The following is an 18,640-nucleotide window of genomic DNA, read 5'->3' as shown; positions in this document are numbered from 1 at the left end:
TCTCCGTGTCCCTGTCAGGACCCGTGCTCGACCATGCCGCGGCCCAGGCCCGCGTGGCCCGGGAGGCCTACGCCACCGCCGTGCGGTGTGTCGCGGGCGGGCCCGCGGCCCGGCTGCCAGGCCCGCAGTTCGCCGTCGCCGGCATGCGCGCCGCCTGCGACACCATGACCGCGCTGCTGGACCGTACGCCCGACACCCTGGCCGCCGCCTGCACCGCGGCGATCTTCGTCGACGAGGCCGCCGAGCGGGTCGTCGCGGCGGCCGAGCGCCTGCTCGCCCACGACCCCGAGGGCGCGGCCCGGCTCGTCGAGCTGCGGCGGGACCTGCGCGTGACGCCGCCGATGTCGGACGACCGCTGCCGCGAGCTCGCCGGCAAGGCCGCGCTGGGCATCGAATTCGACGCCACGCCGAGGTGGCTGTGATGGCCCGCCGCGGCGACGCCACCATCGACAACGACTACTACCACGAGGTCGGCGAGGGGTGGTGGGACGAGCGGGGGCCGCTGCGCACCCTGCACGACATGAACCCCGCCCGGGTGTCCTATTTCGACAAGGCCGCGCGCGAGGCGCTCAGCGCCGACCGGTCGGCGATCCGGGTCCTCGACGTCGGCTGCGGCGGCGGGCTGGTGTCCGAGCGGCTGGCCGCCCTCGGCTACCGCGTCACCGGTGTCGACCTCTCCGCCGGCTCGATCGAGATTGCCCGCCGACACGCCGCCGCCCGCGGCGTCGACGTCGAGTACGTCGTCGGCTCGGCGTTCGACCTGCCGCGCGAGGACGGCTCGGTGGACCTGGTGGTCGTCTCGGACGTCCTCGAGCACCTGGCCGACCTGGGCGCCGCCACGGCGGAGATCGCCCGCGTGCTGCGCCCCGGCGGGCTGGTCGTCTTCGACACGATCAACCGTACGGTGGCCGCCTGGTTGAAGGCGATCGTGCTCTCCGAGCGGGTACTGCGGATCGTGTACCCCGGCACCCACAACTGGTCCATGTTCATCCGCCCGGACGAGCTGCGGGACGCGTTCGCCGCGCACGGCCTCGTCGTGACGGACGTCCGGGGCCTGGAGCCCGTGGCGCCGCCACACCGGATCTTCGCCGCCGTGCTGCGCGGCGGCGCTGTGGGCCCGTTCCATCTCACCGATTCCACCGCCGTGAGCTACATCGGCCGGGCGGTCAAGTCCCAGGAGGGCTGAGACATGGTTTGGATCAGGACGAAGACCGCGAAGGAGATCACCATCCGCACCAGCCGGGAGGCGCTGCGGGCACTGTTGCTCGACGTCACCGGCTGCGGCCGGATGATGCCGGGCGTCGAGGAGATGGAGCAGGTCGGCGACGGCCTGTACCACTTCCGGCTGGCCGAGGTCTCCAACGGCGTCGTGCGGTTCCGACCGGACTACGTCGCGAAATACGACGTCTCCGACCCGGACGCCATCACGTGGGAGCCGCACGGCGAGCACAACTTCCGCTCGTGGGGCACGTTCCACGTCCTCGACGGCCCGTCGACCGACGAGGTCGTGCTCCGCATCGACATGCGCTCCGAGGCGAACGTCGACGTGGCCCGCGTCGTCGTGGTGCTCATCGAGCCGTTCGCGCAGAAGGAGACCGGCGAGGTCACCCTCGGCTTCCTCGCCGCGATCAAGGACCGGCTCGAGACCGCGGGCGTGCCGAGATGACCTGGGGCGCCGCACTGCCACGCCCGGCCCGGCTCGTCGGCCTGCGGGTCGCGCCGGCCGGGCCGGCCATCGCCCAGCAGGAGCTCTTCGACTCCTTCTACCGGGACCTGTTCGCCGAGGTGCCCGACGCCGAGAAGCTGTTCCTGAGTACGCGGGTCGACCAGCGCCGGCTGGCCTGGCCGCCCTCGGAGTACTACGGCGACGGCTGGCCGGGCATGCGGGAACGCATCGAGGCGTGGGAACGCGGCGTCCTGGCCATGGGTCGGGAGACCGTCGCGGGCGTCCTGGCGGGCGTCGACGCCCAGCAGGTCGGCAGCTACACGTTCGTGAGCTGCACCGGATATGCCGGCCCCACCCCGGAGCTGCTGCTCGCCAAGGAGTTCGGCCTGCGGCAGAACCTGCGCCGCGCCTTCGTCGGCCACATGGGCTGCTACGCCGCCTTCAACGGCGTCAAGATCGGCCTGGACGCGTTGGCCGGGCGGCCGGACGAGTTGGCGATGGTCACCTGCGCCGAGGTCTGCTCGGTGCACCTGCGCCCGGAAGCCACCAAGGAACAGGTGGTCATCACCGGCCTGTTCGGCGACGCCGGGGCCACCGCGCTGCTGGCCGCCGCCGACGGGCCGCTCGACCCCGGCGACGGGCCGCTGCTGCTCGGCACGCACACCGAGGCGCACCCGGAGACGTCGTCCGCCATGACGTGGAAGGTCATGGACGACGCGTTCCGGATGACGCTGTCGCCCTACGTGCCGCTGTACCTGGCGGAGGCGGTCAGGCCGTTCGTCGAACGCCTGCTCGCGCCGCACGGGCTCGACGTCGGCGACGTGCGGCACTGGGCCATCCACCCGGGCGGGCCGAAGATCATCGAATTCGTCGGCGAGCGGCTCGACCTGCCCGACGCCGCCCTCCAACCGTCCCTGGACATCCTCTCGTCGTGGGGCAACTGCAGCTCCCCGACGGTGCTGCTGATCCTCGACCGCATCCTGCGGCACTCCCGCCCGGCGCCCGGCGAGCACGGCGTCCTGATGGCCTTCGGACCCGGACTCACCATGGAATCCGCCCTGGTCCGCTTCTGACCCTGAACCACGTCACCAGAATTGGAGCGGGGCCCATGTCCTCGATCGAGACCCTGGTCGCCGACCTGCTCGGACAGCAGTGGGTCATCGACCTGTTCACCGAGCTCGGCGACCGGCAGCGCCAGTCCACCGAGATCGCCGGCCAGGTGCGCGAACGCGCCGCCACCAACCACGTCTTCTGGCCGTTCCACGCGCCGCAGTTCCCCCTGGTCGTCGCCGACGCGTCGGGCAGCCGGATCACCGACGTCGACGGCAACACCTACCTGGACACGCACCTGGGCTTCGGCGCCCAGGCGCTGTTCGGGCACAACCCGCCGGCGGTCACCGAGCACGTCCGCGAGCTGCTCGGCCGCTCCACCGGCAACGGCTACCTCAACCTCACCGAGCTGCAGCTGGTCGACCTGCTCGAGCAGTTCCTGCCGCACTGCGAGAAGTTCGCGTTCCTCAACTCCGGCACCGACGCGACCGCGGCGGCGATCCGGCTCGCCCGGGCGCACACCGGGCGGCGGCTCGTCGCGAAGTTCGAGGGCGCGCTGCACGGCGTGCACGACATCGCCGCGCACAACACCGCCTTCTGGTACCACGGCCACCCGGCCGCGCCGTTCCCCGAGTCCGGCCCCGGCGGCATCTCTCCGCTGCCGGCGCTCACCGGCGTCGCCCCCGCCCCGGCGACCGAGCTGCTCATCCTGCCCAACGACACGGACGCGGCGCTGGCGCTCATCGAGGCGCAGCGGCACGAGCTGGCGTGCGTGCTCGGCGAGGCGGTGTCGTCGTCCTTCCCGTACGCGGAGCACACCGTACCGATGATCCGGGCGGTGGCGCGGCGCTGCCGGGAGCTGCGGGTGCCGTTCGTCCTCGACGAGGTGCTGACCGGCTTCCGCTACGGCCCCTCGGGCGCCGCCGCCCACTTCGACATCCCCGCCGACCTGTACTGCTACGGCAAGGTGGTGACCGGACTCGGCCTGCCGCTGTCCATCCTGGCCGGTCGCGCGGACATCATCGACCACGCGCAGACCTCCGGGCTGTCGCTGACCGACCTCGGCAGCAAGACCTGCGTGCAGACCACGCACGCGGGCAACCACCTGTCGCTGGCCGCCTCGTACGCCTCACTGACCCTGCTGCACGACGCGGGCGACGCCTACTACGAGCGGACGCGCGCCAAGGTCGCCCGGGTGCAGGATCGGCTCGCCGCGTTCCGCGCCGAGAGCGGGATTCCGTTGCGCCTGCTCGGATTCGGCGACTTCATCGGCTCGTTCGGATACGTCGAGGGCGAGTCCTACGCCGACTACCGCGAGTTCGCCGCCGCCGTGAACCCGCTCGGTCTCTTCCTGCTCACGCTGATGCTGCGCCGACGCGGCGTCTACACGCTCAGCCTGCCGATGTTCTTCACCGGCGACGCGCACAGCGACCAAGACGTCGACGAGGTGCTCGCGGCCGTCCTCGACGCCTCGCGCGAGCTCGACAAACACGGCTTCCCGTTCGTGCTGCCGTCCTGAAGCACCGCCGAGGAGAACAGTCCATGACCATCACCGAACCGCCCCGCACCACCGACGAGATCGTCGCCGAGCTGCTCGGCCAGCCCTGGGTCATCGACCTCTTCACCGAGCTCGAGGAGCGGCAGAAGACGTCGCTCGAGCTGGCCGACCGGGTGCTGGAGCACACCGTCACCAACCACGTCTTCCTGCCGTTCCACGCCCCGATGTTCCCGGTCGCGGTCGCGCGGGCACAGGGCGGCCGGCTCACCGACCTCGACGGCAACACCTACGTCGACGCGCACCTCGGCTTCGGCGGGCAGTCGCTGTGGGGCCACAACCCGCCCGCGGTCGTCGACTTCGTCCGCGAGCACGTCGGGCACAACACCGGCAACGGCTACCTGAACCCGATCGAGCTGCGACTCGGCGAGCTGCTGCACGAGCTGATCCCGCACTGCGAGCGGTTCGCGCTGCTCAATTCCGGCACCGACGCCACCAATGTGGCGATCCGGGTCGCCAGGGCCTTCACGGGCCGCCGCATGGTCGCCAAGTTCGAGGGGTGCTGGCACGGCACGCACGACGTCGCGGCCCACAACACCTCCTTCTTCGCGCACGGCCACCCGCGGATCACCCCGTTCCCCGAGCAGGGCCCGGACGGGATTCCCCCGCTCAGCGCCTTTACCGGCGTGGCCCGGCCCGACCTGCTGATCCTGCCGCACGACGCCGCGGCGGCCGGCGCGCTCATCGAGCGCTACCGCGACCAGCTGGCCTGTGTCATCGCCGACCCCGCCTGCCAGTCGTGGCCGTACGTGGAGAAGACCATCCCCGAGGTCACCGAGGTGGCCCACCGGTGCCGGGCGCTCGGCGTGCCGTTCATCCTCGACGAGGTGCTGACCGGCTTCCGGTTCGGCACCGCGGGCGCCGCCGGTCGCTACGACATCCCGGCCGACCTGTACTGCTACGGCAAGGTGGTGTCGGGGCTGGGGCTGCCGCTGGCGGCGGTGGGCGGGCGGGCCGACATGTTGGAGGTGATCCACACCTCCGGTACGCCGCTGACCGACATCGGCACCCGCACCTTCGTCGTCAACACGCACTCCGGCAATCACCTGTCGCTGGCCGCCTCCTACGCCTCGCTGAACCTGCTCCGCGAGGCGGGGCAGGACTTCTACCGGCGTACCGATGCCAAGGTGGATCGGGTGCGCGACCGGCTGGCGGCCTTTCGCGCCGAGACCGGAATTCCGTTGCGCCTGCTGGGCTTCGGGGCGTTCGCCGGCACCTTCGGCTTCGTGGCGCAGGAGTCCTACGACACCTACCGCGAGTTCGGTGCCGCGGTGAACCCGATCGGTCCCGCGATGCTCACGCTGATGCTGCGTCGTCGCGGCGTCTACACGCTCAGCATGCCGATGTTCTACACCGGCGACGCCCACACCGACGCCGACGTGGACGTCATCTGCGACGCCGTCACCGACGCGGCGCGGGAGATGGACCGCCACGGCTTCCCATTCGTGCTCAGCTGACCCTGGAGTCACCATGTCGATTCCCGACATCCATCCCGATCGGCGCGGGTACCGGCCCGGTACCACCGCCGATCCCGCCCTGCTTCTCGACGCCGGAACGGTGGCGGAGGCGCTCGTGGAGCGTTCCCGCCGCGAACCCGCCGCCGTGGCCTTCTATCTGCCGGACGAGCCGGAGCCGGACCGGCGCATCACCGTGAAGGACCTGCTCGGCCGCGCCCACGCCGCCGGTGCCGCCCTGGTCGCGGCCGGCGTGACCCCGGGCTCCCGGGTCTGTCTCTGCCTGGAGACGTCCGCGCCGCTGCTGGCCGGGCTCTTCGGCGCCGCCCTGGCCGGTGCCGTGCCGTCCGTGGTGGAACCGCCCATGACCGCCGGGCGCCGCGGGCTCTGGCTCGACCGGGTACGCCACATCGTCGCCGTCGCCCAGCCCGCCGTCCTGGTCTGCGAGGAGCCGCTGCGCGCCGACGTCGAGGCGGCGCTCGAGGGCGCCGGCGTCACCGTGATCAGCCCGCCGTTCGCCCCTGGCACCCTGGCGAAGCCCGTGCTCTCCGCGCCGCCGGACGCTCCCGCGTTCATGCAGTTCACCTCCGGCACGACCGGCGCCGCGAAGGGCATCGTGCTCAGTCACCGCGCGGTGTTCGCCGCCGCGGCCGCGATCGGCCTGGGCGGCCCGTTCCTGCCCGACGACGTCATGGTGAGCTGGCTGCCGCTGCACCACGACATGGGCATGATCGGCGCGACCCTGACGCCGTTCCTGCTATCGCTGCCGTCGGTGCTCATCCGGCCGATGGCGTTCGGCAGCAAGCCGGACCGCTGGCTGCGGCTCATCCACGAGTACCGGGGCACGCTGTCGCCGGCGCCGAACTTCGCCTACCGGCTGGTCACCGCCGTCGCCCGCCGCACCGACCTGGGCGCGCTCGACCTGAGCTGCTGGCGGACGGCGTTCAACGGCGCCGAGGTAGTCGACGCGGCCACGCTGCACGACTTCACCGACCTCACCGCTCGCTACGGCTTCCGCCCGGAGCACCTGCGCCCCTGCTACGGCATGGCCGAAGTGGGGCTGGCCGCCACGTTCTCGCCGGCCGGCACCGCCCCGCGGGTGGAGCTGCTGTCCCGCTCCGCCCTCAGCGAGGGCCGCGCCGCGCCTCCGGAGTCGGACGAGGACGCCCACCCGTACGTCTCCTGCGGCGTACCCGTGCCCGGCATCAAGATCCGGGTGGTCGACGACACCGGGCTGGACGTCGGCGACGGCCGGGTCGGCCGGATCCTCGTCGCGGCCGAGTCGATGATGACCGGCTATCTCGAGACCCCGGGCGCCGACCCGGTCCTCGACCTGCGCGACGGCTGGCTGGACACCGGCGACCTCGGCTTCCAGCTCGGCGGCGAACTCTTCGTCACCGGCCGCCACAAGGACCTGGTGATCCTGGCCGGCCGCAACTATCAGCCGCAGTCCTTCGAGCGGGCCGCCGAGACGGTCGCCGGCGTCCGTCCCGGCGGCGCCGCCGCGGTGGGCGTACCCGACCCCGACAGCGGCACGGAACGGCTCGTCCTGGTCGTCGAGACCGTCCACCACCGCGATCCGGGGATGTGCGCCGCGACCGCCGACGAGGTCGGCGCCGTGGTGGCCCGCCGCACCGGCGTCCGGCCCGCCCGGGTCATCGTGGTGTCGCCCCGCACCCTGCCGAAGACGTCGAGCGGCAAGCTCCAGCGTCCCCGCGTCGCGGCACGGGTGGCCGCGGGCGCGATCGGCTGACGTCATGGAGCTGGCACTGCTCGGCGGGTCGCTGCGCCCGGGCTCGGCGAGCGAGGCCGTGCTGCGCCTCTGCGCCGGTCTCGCCGCCGGGTGCGGCGCCCGGGCCACCGTCTGCACCGCCGACACCCTCGACCTGCCGCTCTACCGGCCCGGCGCCGCGCACCGCGCGCCGGGCGCCCGGCGGCTGACCGAGACGCTGCGCCGCGCCGACGGGCTGGTCATCGTCACGCCGACCTATCACGGCGGGATGTCGGGCCTGATCAAGAACGCCCTCGACCACGCGGAGGAGCTCGCCCACGACCGCCCCGCCTATCTCGACGGCAAGGTCGTGGGCGTGGCGGCGGTCGGCTGGAGCGAGCACGGCGCGGCCACCGCCGTGACGTCGCTGCGCACCACCGTGCAGTCGCTGCGCGGCTGGGTCGCGCCGATGGCCGTCACCGTCGACGCCACCGGCGTCGCCGCTCTCGACGCCGCGTCCGCCCGTGCCGCGCTGCGCGGCGACGCCCGCCTCATGCGGCGCCTGGACATCCTCCTCGGCCAGGTCACCGACTTCGCCGACCGGCACGCCCGCACCCGTCTCGCCGCCTGACCCCTCACCGCAAGGAGAGACCATGACCGCCATCGACACCGGCATGACCCAGGAAGGGTCCGTCGCGGACCTGCACCGGGCCGTCCGGGACCACTACGACAAGCTCGTCGACCTCTACGAGGACCTGTGGGGCGAGCACATCCACCACGGCTACTGGGACCTCGACGCACCCCAGGTGCCGCGCGACGCCGCCCAGCGGCGCACCACCCGCGAGCTGACGGCCTTCGGCCGGGTGCCGCGGGGCGCGCGGGTGCTGGACAGCGGCTGCGGCATCGGCGCGTCGGCCGTCATGCTGGCCACCGAGACGGGGTGCGCCGTGCAGGGCATCACCCTCAGCCACGAGCAGGTCAAACGGGCGACGGAGAAGGCCGCCGCGGCCGGCGTCGGCGAGCGCGCGTCGTTTCGCGTCCTGGACGCCATGCACACCGACTACCCGGACGACACCTTCGACGTCGTGTGGTCGATGGAGAGCTGCGAGCTGATGCCCGACAAGCGGGCGTACCTCGCGGAGAACCTGCGCATCCTCAAACCCGGCGGCCGGCTCGTCGTGGCGACCTGGGTCAGCCGCGACGACCGGCTCGATCCGTCGGAGGTCAAGCTGTTGCGCCGGCTCTACCGCGACTTCGCGGTGTCCCACGTGCTGCCGCTGGACCACTACGCGCGGGCCTGCGCCGAGCTGGGCTACACCGACGTCGCCACCGCCGACTGGACCGACCACGTCCGCGGCACCTGGACGTTGTCGGCCGACATCGTCAAGCCGCTGATGCGCGACCCCTCGTACGTGTGGAAGCTCGTTCGCGCCAAGGGTGCCGACATCTTCCGCTTCCTCAACTCCGTGCCGCTGATGAAGCAGGCCTACGACCGCAACGTCATGCGGTACGGCGTCTTCACCGCGGTCAAGCCGGGCTGATCGGGCCTCGATTCGCCTTCCAGCGCGGTTTCCGACGCTGAGGGCACGCAACGTCTGCGAAGGAGAGCCGCGTTGAGCGACATGACCGATCCCGAGTGGATCCGCTGTGGTCCGTGCCGGGCCCTGACCTACGGCAAGCGTTACGAGCGGGAGCTGCGGGTATGCCCGTCCTGCGGCCACCACGGCCGGGTGGAGCCCGCGCTGCGGATCCAGCACCTGCTGGACCCGGATTCGGTGACCGCGGTGGAGGTGGCCGCGACCGTCGCCGACCCGCTGGGCTTCGCGGATCTGCGGCCGTACCCGGATCGCCATGCCGAGGCGGTCCGCCGCACCGGTCGCGACACCGGGGTGATCGCCGTGCGCGGCCGCGTCGACGGCCACCCGGTCGTCCTGGCCGTCATGGACTTCGCGTTCCTCGGCGGCAGCCTCGGCACCGCGGAGGGCGAGGCGGTCACCGCGGCCGCCGAGGCGGCGCTCGCGGGACGCACGCCGCTGATCGTGGTCGCCGCGTCCGGGGGTGCCCGCATGCAGGAGGGCGCCCTGTCGCTGATGCAGATGGCCAAGACCAGCAACGCGTTCGCGGCGCTGGACGAGGCGGGCCTGCTCACCATCACGGTGGTCACCGATCCGACGTACGGCGGAGTGGCGGCCTCGTTCGCCACCCTGTCCGACGTGGTGATCGCCGAGCCCGGCGCGCGGATGGGCTTCGCCGGCCCGCGCGTCATCCAGCAGACCATCCGCACCCAGCTGCCCGAGGGCTTCCAGACCGCGGAGTTCCTGCTCGCACACGGCCTCGTCGACCGCGTCGTGCGGCGCGGCGAGCTGCGTCAGACGCTGGGCCGACTCGTCGCGATGAGCCGCGACGACGACGGCGCGCCGGCGGCCGAGATCCCGCACGGTGAGGTCTGGACCGACCCCGACCGGCTGCCCCCGGAGGTCGCCGGGCGTGAGCCGCGCGAGGTCGTCGGCCTGGCCCGGATGCCGCAGCGCCCGACCGCCCTCGACCACGCCGGGCACTGGCTGGACGGATTCATCGAGCTGCACGGCGACCGCTCCGGCGCCGACTGCCCGGCCGTCGTCGGCGGCCTGGGCTGGCTGGCCGGTCGCCCGGTCGTGCTGGTCGGCCACCAGAAGGGACACACCACCGCCGAGCTGGTACGCCGCAAGTTCGGCATGCCCTCGCCGGCCGGTTTCCGCAAGGCGGGCCGGCTGTTCCGGCTCGCCGCCAAGCTCGGCCTGCCCGTGGTCACGCTGATCGACACCCCGGGTGCGGATCCCGGTCTGCGGGCCGAGGAGCAGGGGCAGGCCATCGCCGTGGCGGAATCGCTGCGGTTGCTGGGCCGGCTGCCCGTCCCGGTGGTCGCGGTCGTGACGGGCGAGGGCGGCAGCGGGGGCGCGCTCGCTCTCGGAGTCGCCGACCGGGTCCTGATGTGTGCGAACTCGATCTATTCGGTGATCAGCCCGGAGGGCTGCGCCGCCATCCTCTGGAAACGGCCCGACGCCGCCGCCGACGCCGCGCGGGCCCTGCGCATCTCGGCCGCCGACCTGCTCGCGCTCGGCGTGGTCGACGGTGTCGTCCCGGAACCGCCGGGCGGGGCACACACCGACCCGGCCGCGGCCGCCGAGCTGGTGCACCGCGCGGTCGCCGCCGCCGTTTCGGAGCTCGCCGACCACAAGCCGGAAGAGCTGCTGCGGCACCGGTTCGAGCGGTTCCGGCGGTTCGGCGTGGCCACAACAGGAGAAACGGAGACCTCGGCATGACCATCATGGATGATCCTCAACTCGACCTCGCGATCGGCGAGGACGGCACGTCCCACGCGCTCCTGCTGGAACAGATGCGGCGCAGCGTGGCCGCGATGGCGGGCGACGCCGCGACGCCGCTGCGGCGGGTGCGACTCAGCCTCGGCGCGGCGACGGTGGAGGTGGAGTGGGAAAGCCGCGTCTCCGCGGAACCCCAGCCCCTGCCGGTGTCGGCGACGGCGCCGGCGACGGCGATTCTCCAAGCTCCTGGCGAGCACACCGTCACCAGCCCGCTGGTCGGCACGTTCTATGTGACGCCCGAGCCCGGCGCGGCGCCGTTCGTGAAGGTCGGCGACCCGGTCGTCGCCGGCCAGCAGATCGGCATCGTCGAGGCGATGAAGCTGATGAACCCGGTGGAAGCCGACCGCTCCGGCACGGTGCTGCGGCTGCTCGCCGGCTCCGGCGACGCGGTCGAGTACGAGCAGCCGCTGCTCGTCATCGCCGTGACGGACGAACAATGAGCGCCATGTTCGACAAGGTCCTCATCGCCAACCGGGGCGAGATCGCGCTGCGCGTCGTGCGTACCTGCCAGGAGATGGGCATCCGCACGGTGGCCGTCCACTCGACCGCCGACCGGGACTCGGCGGTGGTGCGGCTGGCCGACGAGGCCGTCCAGATCGGACCGCCGGCGCCGCGGCAGAGCTACCTGTCGGCGGCCGCGATCATCGAGGCGGCCACGATGACCGGCGCGCGGGCCATCCATCCCGGCTACGGTTTCCTGTCCGAGGATCCCGACTTCGCCGAGATCTGCGCCGCCAACGGCATCGTCTTCATCGGGCCGCCGCCGGACGTCATCGCCAAGCTCGGCGACAAGGCGGTGGCCCGTGAGCTGATGACCACGGCCGGCCTGCCGCTGCTGCCCGGCAGCACCCGCACCATCGACAGCGCCAACGAGGCGTTGGAGCTGGCGGATCGGCTAGGCCTCCCGGTCATCATCAAGGCGGCCGCGGGCGGTGGGGGGCGGGGCATGGCGGTGGTGCGCGAGCGGGCCGACCTGCTGCCGGCGTACCAGCGCACCCGCGCCACGGCACAGGCGGTCTTCGGCGACAGCCGGGTCTACGTCGAGCGCTACTGCGACCGGGCCCGCCACGTCGAGGTGCAGATCCTCGCCGACAACTACGGCAACGTCGTGCACCTGGGCGAGCGGGACTGCTCGGTGCAGCGCCGCCACCAGAAGCTCATCGAGGAGACCCCGGCCCCCGGCCTGTCCCGGGAGCTGATGGCCGACGTCGCCGACGCCGCCGTGCGCGGTGCCCGGGCGATCGGCTACGTCGGCGCGGGCACCTTCGAGTTCCTCGTCGACGATCAGGGCTTCTACTTCATGGAGATCAACTGCCGGATCCAGGTGGAGCACCCGGTGACCGAGATGGTGACCGGCGTCGACATCGTCCGCGAACAGCTGCTGGTCGCCGCCGGCCGGCCGCTCTCGATCCGCCAGGCCGACGTCGAGCCGCGCGGCGTCTCGGTGGAGTGCCGCATCAATGCCGAGGATCCGGACCGCGACTTCGCGCCGACGCCGGGCCTGCTGACCCGGTTCGCGCCGCCGGCCGGCCCGTTCGTGCGGGTCGACACCCACGCGGCACCGGGCTACCGGATCACGCCGTACTACGACTCGCTGCTGGCCAAGCTCGTGGTGTGGGGCCCGGACCGGACCCAGGCGCTGGACCGTATGCGGCGTGCCCTCGCCGAGTTCGAGATCGCCGGCGGCGGCGTGCGGACCACGTCGGAGCTGCTCGCCCGGGTGATCGACGCGCCCGGCTTCCGGGCCGCCGAGCACACCACCGGATTTCTGGAGCAGTGGCTGGCGCCCGTGCGATGAAGTCGGCCGACGCGACAAGGTGCCGCTGCCCTGGGCAGCGGCACCTTTTCGTCGTGCGGTGGAAGGATCAGCGGTGCAGGGCCGTCCGCAGCGCCGCGGTCAGTTCCTTGCCGGGCTCCGCGACGTCGTCCCATCGGTACGCGACGAAGCCGTCCGGACGCACCAGCACCGCACCCTGTGCCGTGGCGCCGTACCGCTCCCAGGCCTCGGCCGGCAGCACGTGGGCGGCGACCGGCACCGAGAGCTCCTCGGCCGCGGCGCGGGCCGCGTCGGACCAGCGGTCGTCCGCGGCCAGCACGACCCAGGGGCCGAACAGATCCAGGGTGGACCGCGTGCGGGCCGCGTCGAGCCACACGTGCGGCGCCCGGGTGCCGACCTGACCGGTCCGCGTGGCGGGGTCGGCGAACAGCGGCCCCTCGGCACCCGGATACCGGTAGCCGAGGCTCACGGCGAGGGTGTCGAGGGTCTGCGCCCGCTGCTCGTCGGTGGCGAAGCCGGCCCGCATCGCCAGCCGGAGCTGGGCCTGCTCCACGGTGCCGAGCGCGATGGGCAGCCGCTCCCGCTCGTAGCTGTCGAGCAGGTCCGGGCCGGCCTGACCGTCGAGCACCGCCGCCAGCTTCCACGCCAGGTTGTGCGCGTCTTGCACGCCGGTGTTGGCGCCGTACCCGCCGATCGGTGGGACCACGTGGGCGGAGTCGCCGGCGAAGAACACCCGGCCGGCGCGGTAGCGCTCGGCGACCAGGGCGGCCATGTCCCACGGCAGGACGTCGCGGATGTGCACCGGCAGCTCCGGCGTACCGACCGCGGCGCGGACCAGTCGCACGCAGCGCTCGGCGGTGAAGTCGCTCGCCGACTCGCCGGCCTCGGGCTTGTAGGTGACGATCAGGGTGCCCTCGGTCAGCGAGTCGTCGTGGCCGAGGATGGCGCTCACCTCGGGGTTCTCGATCTGGCAGATGGAGAACCGGCGCCCGGCCAGCGCCTCGGTCAGCGGCGCCCGGAACAGGATGCTGACCTGGTGCCGGAAGACGCCGCGGCCGCGTGCCGGCACCCCGAGCCTCTCCCGCAGGGGGCTGCGGGCGCCGTCGGCGGCGATGACGTACCGCGCGCGCAGGGTGCGGAGGGCGCCGGTGTCACGGTCTCGCACCGTGACGGTGACGCCGTCGTCGTCCTGGACCAGGTCGACCGCCTCGGTGTGGAACAGCAGCTGGGCGCCGCTGCGCTCGGCCGCCGCCCGGACCAGGGGCTCCAGCCGGTCCTGACCGAGGGAGATCTGCCGGCTAGGCGTCACGTCGCCCAGGTCCTCGGCGGCCGGCAGGACGCTGCGGCGCAGCTCGCGTCCGGTCAGCGATTCGACCTTGGCGTTGAGGCGATGGTCGGCGAAGCCGGCCGCCGCGCGCAGGACCTCCTCCTCGAGGCCGGCGGTGCGGAACAGCTCGAGGGTGCGGGGATACCAGCCCCACGCCCGTGGATGGATGGACGTGCCGGGGTGCCGCTCGACGAGAACCGTCGGGATCCGCTGCCGGGCCAGGAAGAGAGCGGCGGAGAGGCCCACGACCCCACCGCCGACCACCAGCACCGCAGCGGTCGACGGCCCCTGCGCCGGCGTGCTGCTCGAAATGTCGCTCATGCCGTGACGGTGCCGGGTCGGGGTCCAGCGCCGCTCAAGGCTTCCTCGACGAGGTCCGTCGACCGTCCCTCGAGTGGTTTTGTACCGGCCCCGCCGAGACTTTCGCCGACATCACCACGAAGGGGAGTGCGGCATGGCGTCGGTACTCGACCGTCCGGTTCGTCCGGGCGTGGCCGGACGGCTCTTCCGGGGCCAACCGGCGTGGTTCAGCACGCTGTTCTGGATGGACATGTGGGAGCGCTTCAGCTTCTACGGGATGACCGCCATCCTCTATCTGTACGCCAGCGCGCCCGTCGCCGACGGCGGCTTCGGCATGCCGGCCGGCAGCGCCGCGGCCCTGTTCGGCACGTACATGTCGCTGGTCTTCCTCGCCGCCCTGCCCGGCGGCTGGCTGGCCGACCGCGTGCTCGGCACCCGCCGCGCGGTCGTTTACGGCGGTGCCGGCATCGCCGCCGGCCACGCGGTGCTGAGCCTGCCCGCGCGGTGGTCGCTCTACCTCGGGCTGCTGCTCGTGATCGTCGGCACCGGGCTGCTCAAGCCCGCGATGGCCACGCTCGTGACCAGCCCGCACCGCGACGACGACCGGCGGCGCGAGGCCGCGATGTCGATCTTCTACATGAGCATTCAGCTCAGCGCGTTGCTGGCGCCCGTCGTGGTCGGGCTGCTCGCGGAGAAGGTCGCCTGGCACCTCGGCTTCGGCGCGGCGGCCGTCGGCATGACCGCCGGCCTGATCGTGTACGCCGCCGGGGCCCGCCGCTTCGGCGACCTCGGCCTGCGACCGGCGGCGCCGCTGCCGCCCGATCGCCGCCGGGTGCTGGGCCGCCGGGCCGGCACGGTCGTGGGCGTCGTGGGACTCGTCCTGGTCATGGGTGGGGCGTCCGGTGTCATCCACATCGAACACGTGCTGATGGCCTCCGGGCTCCTGCTGCTCGTCCTGCCGGTCGGCTACATCCTGGCGCTGCGCCGCATCCCGGCCCTGACGCACGCGGACCGCGGCCGCCTCGGCGCCTTCGTGGTGCTGCTCGCCGGCTCGTCGGTCTTCTGGCTGCTCTACGCCCAGGGCGGCTCGGTGCTGGCCATGTTCGCCCAGCAGCACACCGACCGTGACATCGCCGGCTGGACGGTGCCGGTCAGCTGGTTCCAGTCGGCCCACCCGTTCTTCATCCTCGTGCTGGCACCGATGTTCGCCACCCTCTGGCTGCGGCTCGGCGCCCGGGTGGACGTGCCCGTGAAGTTCGCCGGCGCGCTGGTGTGCGTCGGCGCCAGCTGGCTGCTGCTCGCCGTCGCCGCCCGCCTCGCCACCGGGGGAGACGTGTCGCCCGGCTGGCTGCTGACCGCCTTCCTGCTCCAGGTCTGCGGGGAACTCGCGTTGGCGCCCGTCGGGCTGAGCCTGGCCGTCAAGGTCGCGCCGCCCGGCTACACCAGCCAGTACCTGGGCCTGTTCTGGCTCTTCGCGGCCGTCGGCGCCGGGCTCGGCGGCCAGCTCGCCCGGCTCGCCGGGTCGCTCTCCCTGCCCGCCTACTTCCTGCTCTTCGGCGGGCTCGCCACCGCCGTGGGCGTCGTCCTGGCCGGTGCCCTGCGGTGGTTGCGCCGCCACGTCGGCGACGCGCCCGCGCCCGCCACCCACTGATCTAAGGAGCTGTCAGCCATGTCAAAGAAGATGACCGTAGCGTGCCTCGGCCTGGGCGGCATGGGCGGCGGCCTCGCCCATCGGCTGTGCGAACTGGGCTGGGCGCCCGTCGTGTGGAACCGCTCGGCACACCGGGCCGTCGACTTCGCACCGGTGGCGTCGCGGATCGCCGCCACCCCGGCCGACGCGGCCGACGGCGCGGAGGTGGCCCTGATCAGCCTCGCCGACGAGAAGGCCGTCGAGGCCGTCCTCTTCGGCCCGGACGGGCTGGCGGAGGCGCTCAAGCCCGGCGCGGTGGTGATCGACGCGTCGACGGTCACCCCGGCGTTCTCCCGCGACGTCACCCGGCGGCTCGCCGAGATCGGTGTCGGCCGGGTCGAGGCCAATGTGATCGCCAACCCCGCGCAGGCCCGCGGCGGTGACGCCCGCGTGTTCGCGGCCGGCGAGCCGGAGACCGTCGCGCGGGTCCGCGAGGTCCTGGTGGCGCTGGGCCGGCAGCTCGTCGAGCTCGGCGCGATCGGGACCGCCAGCACGATGAAACTCGTCCTGAACTCTCTGCTCGGCGCCCAGCTGGTGTCCCTGGCCGAGGCGGTCAGCTACGGCGAGAAGGCCGGACTCGACCGGGATCTGCTGCTGCGCACCATCGCGGACAGCGCGTTCAGCTCCCCGGTGATGTCCTACCGCTGCGGCGTGATGCGTGAGGAGCGCTACGACCGGCCCACCTTCCGGGCCGAGCTCATGGGCAAGGACCTGCGGTTCGCGGTCGGCGACGCGGCCGGGCACGGCCTGGAGCTGCCCGTGATCGCCACCGCCGAGCGGCGCTACCAGGCGCTGGTCGACTCCGGGCGCGGCGGCCTCGACGCGGCGGCCATACTGCTCCAGCAGCTCACCGACGGTGGCGCCCGGAACGACGGTCAGGCCTGATGTCGGGTCTGGTCGGCTGGGTGGACTACGCCCGCGACCAGCGTCGGGAACGGCCGGTGCTGCGGGCGATGGCGGGCGCTCTCGCCGCGCGCGGCCCCGACAACGAGGCGCTGTGGGTGGCTCCGTACGCCGGGTTCGGCTTCCGGTGCCTGGCCGTTCACGGAGACGTCTCGCCTCAGCCGTACACGGTGCGTACCGCGGAGGGGCCCGTCACGGTCTGCGTGACAGGCGCGCCCACCGGGGGCTCCGAACTGCGCGGCCAACTCGCCGGACGCTGGGCCGCGCCCGGGCCGGAGACCGGCGTCGCGGGCCTCGTCGCGCACGCGTACCTGGCCGAGGGCCTGGCCGGGGTGACCCGGCTGACCGGCGGGTTCGCGGTGGCGGTGTGGGACGGGCGCACGGAAGAGTTGCTGCTGGTCCGCGACCGGCTCGGCAACCAGCCCCTCTACTACCACCTGACCGACAGCGGCATCATCTTCGCCTCGGAGCGCAAGGGGCTGCTGGCGCACCCGGCGGTCGAGGCGCAGATCGACCTCGACGGGCTGCGTCAGCTGTTCACCTGCGCCGGCACGGCCGGACACGGCATCTTCTCCGGGGTCCATCAGGTAGGCGCCGGGGAGATGGTCCGCTACGGCCGGTCCGGCCTGACGCACCGCCGATACTGGAGACTGACCACCGAGGCGCACACCGACGACCTCGCCACCACCGTCGCCACCGTTCGGGAGCTGCTGGAGGACAGCGTCGCCGGCCAGTTCGCCGGCGGCGACGACATCGGCATCCTGCTCAGCGGCACCCTCGAGTCCTCGGCGATGACCGCCCTGGCCGCCCGGGGGCTGGCCCGCGGCGCCGGCGGCCGGCTGCGGACGTTCACCGTCACCGTCGCCCAGCAGTCGGAACGCGTGCCACCGCAGGACGCGGGGTCGAGCCCGGACGCCCGCTTCGTCGCGGACGTCGTGCGCCGGCTGGGTGCCGAGAACACCGACGTCGTGCTCGACACCGCGGACATCCTCGACCCGCTGGCCCGCGCCGCGGCGTTGCGGGCCCGCGACGTGCCCGACGCGCTCGGCAGCGCGAACACCTCGACGTACCTGCTCTGCCGCGAGGCCGGCCAGCACGTTCGCGGCGCGCTCTTCGACGAGCTCTCCGACGCGATCTTCGGCTGTCACGCCGCGGCGTGCAACGCGCCGACGACCGACTGGCAGACCCTGCCGTGGATCGCGCTCGCGCGCCAACGGGGCGGCCGGCACGGCTTCGGCGGGGACCTGCTCGACCCGGACCTGCAGGACAGGCTCGATCTCAACGGATACTGCCACGACGAGTGGGCCCGGTCCGTCGCCGACGCGGAGCACCTGCCCGGCGAGGACGAGCGGGACCGCCGGATGCGCCGCACCGCGTACCTGCGGCTGACCCGGTGGGACCAGACCCGGCTGATGCTCCGCGAGTCCCAGGCCATGGCGGCCGGGGTGCAGGCGCGCACGCCGTTCGGCGACCACCGGCTGGTCCAGTACGTCTACAACGTGCCCTGGGCGATGAAGAACTTCGACGGGCGGGACAAGAGCCTGCTGCGGGCCGCCGTCGTGGATCTGCTGCCGCGCTCGGTGCGGCACCGGACGGCGAGCCCGTACCCGGTCACCACCGATCCCGCGTACGGGCGCTGGCTGGTCGACGAGCTCGCCGCGCTGCTCGCCGACTCCAGTTCGCCCGCCGCCGCGCTCGTGGACGTCGGCGGAATCCGCGCCCTGCAAGCCGATCAGGGCGTCCTCGCCCACGGCCCGCGGGCGTGGGTCGCCCGCGCCAGCGCCGAGATGGTGCTGGCCCTCGACGCCTGGCTGCGCCGCTACGGCGTCCGGGTCGCCCTCTAGA

At 73.1% G+C, this 18,640-nt stretch carries 16 protein-coding genes; 15 read left to right on the top strand and 1 reads right to left on the bottom strand.

Annotation, left to right across the window (positions count from 1 at the left end; genetic code table 11):
• Positions 1-5: 5 nt before the first annotated feature.
• From AB0M36_RS23070 to accC, 12 genes are all read left to right on the top strand, one after another.
• The gene (locus AB0M36_RS23070) at positions 6-422 is read left to right on the top strand and encodes a hypothetical protein (protein ID WP_364160704.1); all 417 of its coding nucleotides are present in this window, start codon (positions 6-8) and stop codon (positions 420-422) included.
• Positions 422-1,186 (top strand): bifunctional 2-polyprenyl-6-hydroxyphenol methylase/3-demethylubiquinol 3-O-methyltransferase UbiG, encoded by a 765-nt coding sequence (gene ubiG / locus AB0M36_RS23065; protein ID WP_364160702.1) that lies wholly within the window; start codon positions 422-424, stop codon positions 1,184-1,186. The genes AB0M36_RS23070 and ubiG overlap by 1 nt, the downstream gene beginning before the upstream one ends.
• 3 nt (positions 1,187-1,189) lie before the next feature.
• Positions 1,190-1,666: a hypothetical protein gene (locus AB0M36_RS23060; RefSeq protein WP_364160700.1), complete on the top strand. Its 477-nt coding sequence runs from the start codon at positions 1,190-1,192 to the stop codon at positions 1,664-1,666.
• Complete coding sequence (locus AB0M36_RS23055; RefSeq protein WP_364160698.1) at positions 1,663-2,739, top strand: type III polyketide synthase; 1,077 nt, start codon at positions 1,663-1,665, stop codon at positions 2,737-2,739. Before AB0M36_RS23060 ends, AB0M36_RS23055 begins: the two co-directional genes overlap by 4 nt.
• Before the next feature lie 35 nt (positions 2,740-2,774).
• Positions 2,775-4,235 carry an aminotransferase class III-fold pyridoxal phosphate-dependent enzyme gene (locus AB0M36_RS23050; protein ID WP_364160696.1) on the top strand — a complete coding sequence of 487 codons (1,461 nt, stop codon included), beginning with the start codon at positions 2,775-2,777 and terminating at the stop codon, positions 4,233-4,235.
• Between the two features lie 23 nt (positions 4,236-4,258).
• A complete protein-coding gene (locus AB0M36_RS23045; protein WP_364160694.1) occupies positions 4,259-5,728 on the top strand; it encodes an aminotransferase class III-fold pyridoxal phosphate-dependent enzyme in 1,470 nt (489 codons plus the stop codon).
• 13 nt (positions 5,729-5,741) lie between these two features.
• Positions 5,742-7,478, top strand: a complete 1,737-nt coding sequence (locus tag AB0M36_RS23040) for an AMP-binding protein (RefSeq protein WP_364160692.1) — start codon at positions 5,742-5,744, stop codon at positions 7,476-7,478.
• Positions 7,479-7,482: 4 nt separating this feature from the next.
• A complete protein-coding gene (locus AB0M36_RS23035) occupies positions 7,483-8,067 on the top strand; it encodes an NAD(P)H-dependent oxidoreductase (RefSeq protein ID WP_364160690.1) in 585 nt (194 codons plus the stop codon).
• A 22-nt stretch (positions 8,068-8,089) separates the two neighbouring features.
• Positions 8,090-8,977, top strand: a complete 888-nt coding sequence (locus tag AB0M36_RS23030) for a methyltransferase domain-containing protein (RefSeq protein ID WP_364160688.1) — start codon at positions 8,090-8,092, stop codon at positions 8,975-8,977.
• Positions 8,978-9,058: 81 nt separating this feature from the next.
• Entirely contained in the window at positions 9,059-10,738 is a 1,680-nt protein-coding gene (gene accD / locus AB0M36_RS23025; protein ID WP_364161060.1) for an acetyl-CoA carboxylase, carboxyltransferase subunit beta, read from the top strand.
• The gene (locus tag AB0M36_RS23020) at positions 10,735-11,238 is read left to right on the top strand and encodes a biotin/lipoyl-containing protein (RefSeq protein ID WP_364160686.1); all 504 of its coding nucleotides are present in this window, start codon (positions 10,735-10,737) and stop codon (positions 11,236-11,238) included. The genes accD and AB0M36_RS23020 overlap by 4 nt, the downstream gene beginning before the upstream one ends.
• 5 nt (positions 11,239-11,243) lie before the next feature.
• Entirely contained in the window at positions 11,244-12,596 is a 1,353-nt protein-coding gene (accC, locus tag AB0M36_RS23015) for an acetyl-CoA carboxylase biotin carboxylase subunit (protein WP_364160684.1), read from the top strand.
• Positions 12,597-12,663: 67 nt separating this feature from the next.
• Here accC and AB0M36_RS23010 read toward each other — a convergent pair whose 3' ends face one another.
• Entirely contained in the window at positions 12,664-14,223 is a 1,560-nt protein-coding gene (locus tag AB0M36_RS23010; RefSeq protein ID WP_364160682.1) for an FAD-dependent oxidoreductase, read from the bottom strand.
• A gap of 133 nt (positions 14,224-14,356) precedes the next feature.
• On the opposite strand from AB0M36_RS23010, the gene AB0M36_RS23005 reads away from it, so the two are divergent.
• The 3 genes from AB0M36_RS23005 to AB0M36_RS22995 are packed head-to-tail and all read left to right on the top strand — an operon-like array spanning position 14,357 to position 18,639.
• On the top strand, positions 14,357-15,853 hold the full coding sequence (locus tag AB0M36_RS23005; RefSeq protein ID WP_364160680.1) for a peptide MFS transporter: 1,497 nt from the start codon (positions 14,357-14,359) through the stop codon (positions 15,851-15,853).
• Positions 15,854-15,871: 18 nt separating this feature from the next.
• Positions 15,872-16,777, top strand: a complete 906-nt coding sequence (locus AB0M36_RS23000) for an NAD(P)-dependent oxidoreductase (protein ID WP_364160678.1) — start codon at positions 15,872-15,874, stop codon at positions 16,775-16,777.
• A complete protein-coding gene (locus tag AB0M36_RS22995; protein ID WP_364160676.1) occupies positions 16,777-18,639 on the top strand; it encodes an asparagine synthase-related protein in 1,863 nt (620 codons plus the stop codon). The genes AB0M36_RS23000 and AB0M36_RS22995 overlap by 1 nt, the downstream gene beginning before the upstream one ends.
• The last annotated feature ends 1 nt before the right edge of the window (position 18,640 follow it).

Source organism: Actinoplanes sp. NPDC051346 (assembly GCF_040682215.1).
In the GTDB taxonomy this organism is placed as follows: domain Bacteria; phylum Actinomycetota; class Actinomycetes; order Mycobacteriales; family Micromonosporaceae; genus Actinoplanes.
Note: the sequence above shows the minus strand (reverse complement) of the source record. Positions and strands in the feature narration are given on the sequence as shown.

Excerpts from the sequence above, each read along its gene's own strand:
- AB0M36_RS23035 (WP_364160690.1), top strand. The coding sequence starts at position 7,483 with ATGGAGCTGGCACTGCTCGGCGGGTCGCTGCGCCCGGGCTCGGCGAGC.
- AB0M36_RS23005 (WP_364160680.1), top strand. The coding sequence starts at position 14,357 with ATGGCGTCGGTACTCGACCGTCCGGTTCGTCCGGGCGTGGCCGGACGG.
- ubiG (WP_364160702.1), top strand. The coding sequence starts at position 422 with ATGGCCCGCCGCGGCGACGCCACCATCGACAACGACTACTACCACGAG.
- AB0M36_RS23020 (WP_364160686.1), top strand. The coding sequence starts at position 10,735 with ATGACCATCATGGATGATCCTCAACTCGACCTCGCGATCGGCGAGGAC.
- AB0M36_RS23045 (WP_364160694.1), top strand. The coding sequence starts at position 4,259 with ATGACCATCACCGAACCGCCCCGCACCACCGACGAGATCGTCGCCGAG.
- accC (WP_364160684.1), top strand. The coding sequence starts at position 11,244 with ATGTTCGACAAGGTCCTCATCGCCAACCGGGGCGAGATCGCGCTGCGC.
- AB0M36_RS23055 (WP_364160698.1), top strand. The coding sequence starts at position 1,663 with ATGACCTGGGGCGCCGCACTGCCACGCCCGGCCCGGCTCGTCGGCCTG.
- AB0M36_RS22995 (WP_364160676.1), top strand. The coding sequence starts at position 16,777 with ATGTCGGGTCTGGTCGGCTGGGTGGACTACGCCCGCGACCAGCGTCGG.
- AB0M36_RS23060 (WP_364160700.1), top strand. The coding sequence starts at position 1,190 with ATGGTTTGGATCAGGACGAAGACCGCGAAGGAGATCACCATCCGCACC.
- AB0M36_RS23000 (WP_364160678.1), top strand. The coding sequence starts at position 15,872 with ATGTCAAAGAAGATGACCGTAGCGTGCCTCGGCCTGGGCGGCATGGGC.
- AB0M36_RS23040 (WP_364160692.1), top strand. The coding sequence starts at position 5,742 with ATGTCGATTCCCGACATCCATCCCGATCGGCGCGGGTACCGGCCCGGT.
- accD (WP_364161060.1), top strand. The coding sequence starts at position 9,059 with ATGACCGATCCCGAGTGGATCCGCTGTGGTCCGTGCCGGGCCCTGACC.
- AB0M36_RS23030 (WP_364160688.1), top strand. The coding sequence starts at position 8,090 with ATGACCGCCATCGACACCGGCATGACCCAGGAAGGGTCCGTCGCGGAC.
- AB0M36_RS23050 (WP_364160696.1), top strand. The coding sequence starts at position 2,775 with ATGTCCTCGATCGAGACCCTGGTCGCCGACCTGCTCGGACAGCAGTGG.
- AB0M36_RS23010 (WP_364160682.1), bottom strand. The coding sequence starts at position 14,223 with ATGAGCGACATTTCGAGCAGCACGCCGGCGCAGGGGCCGTCGACCGCT.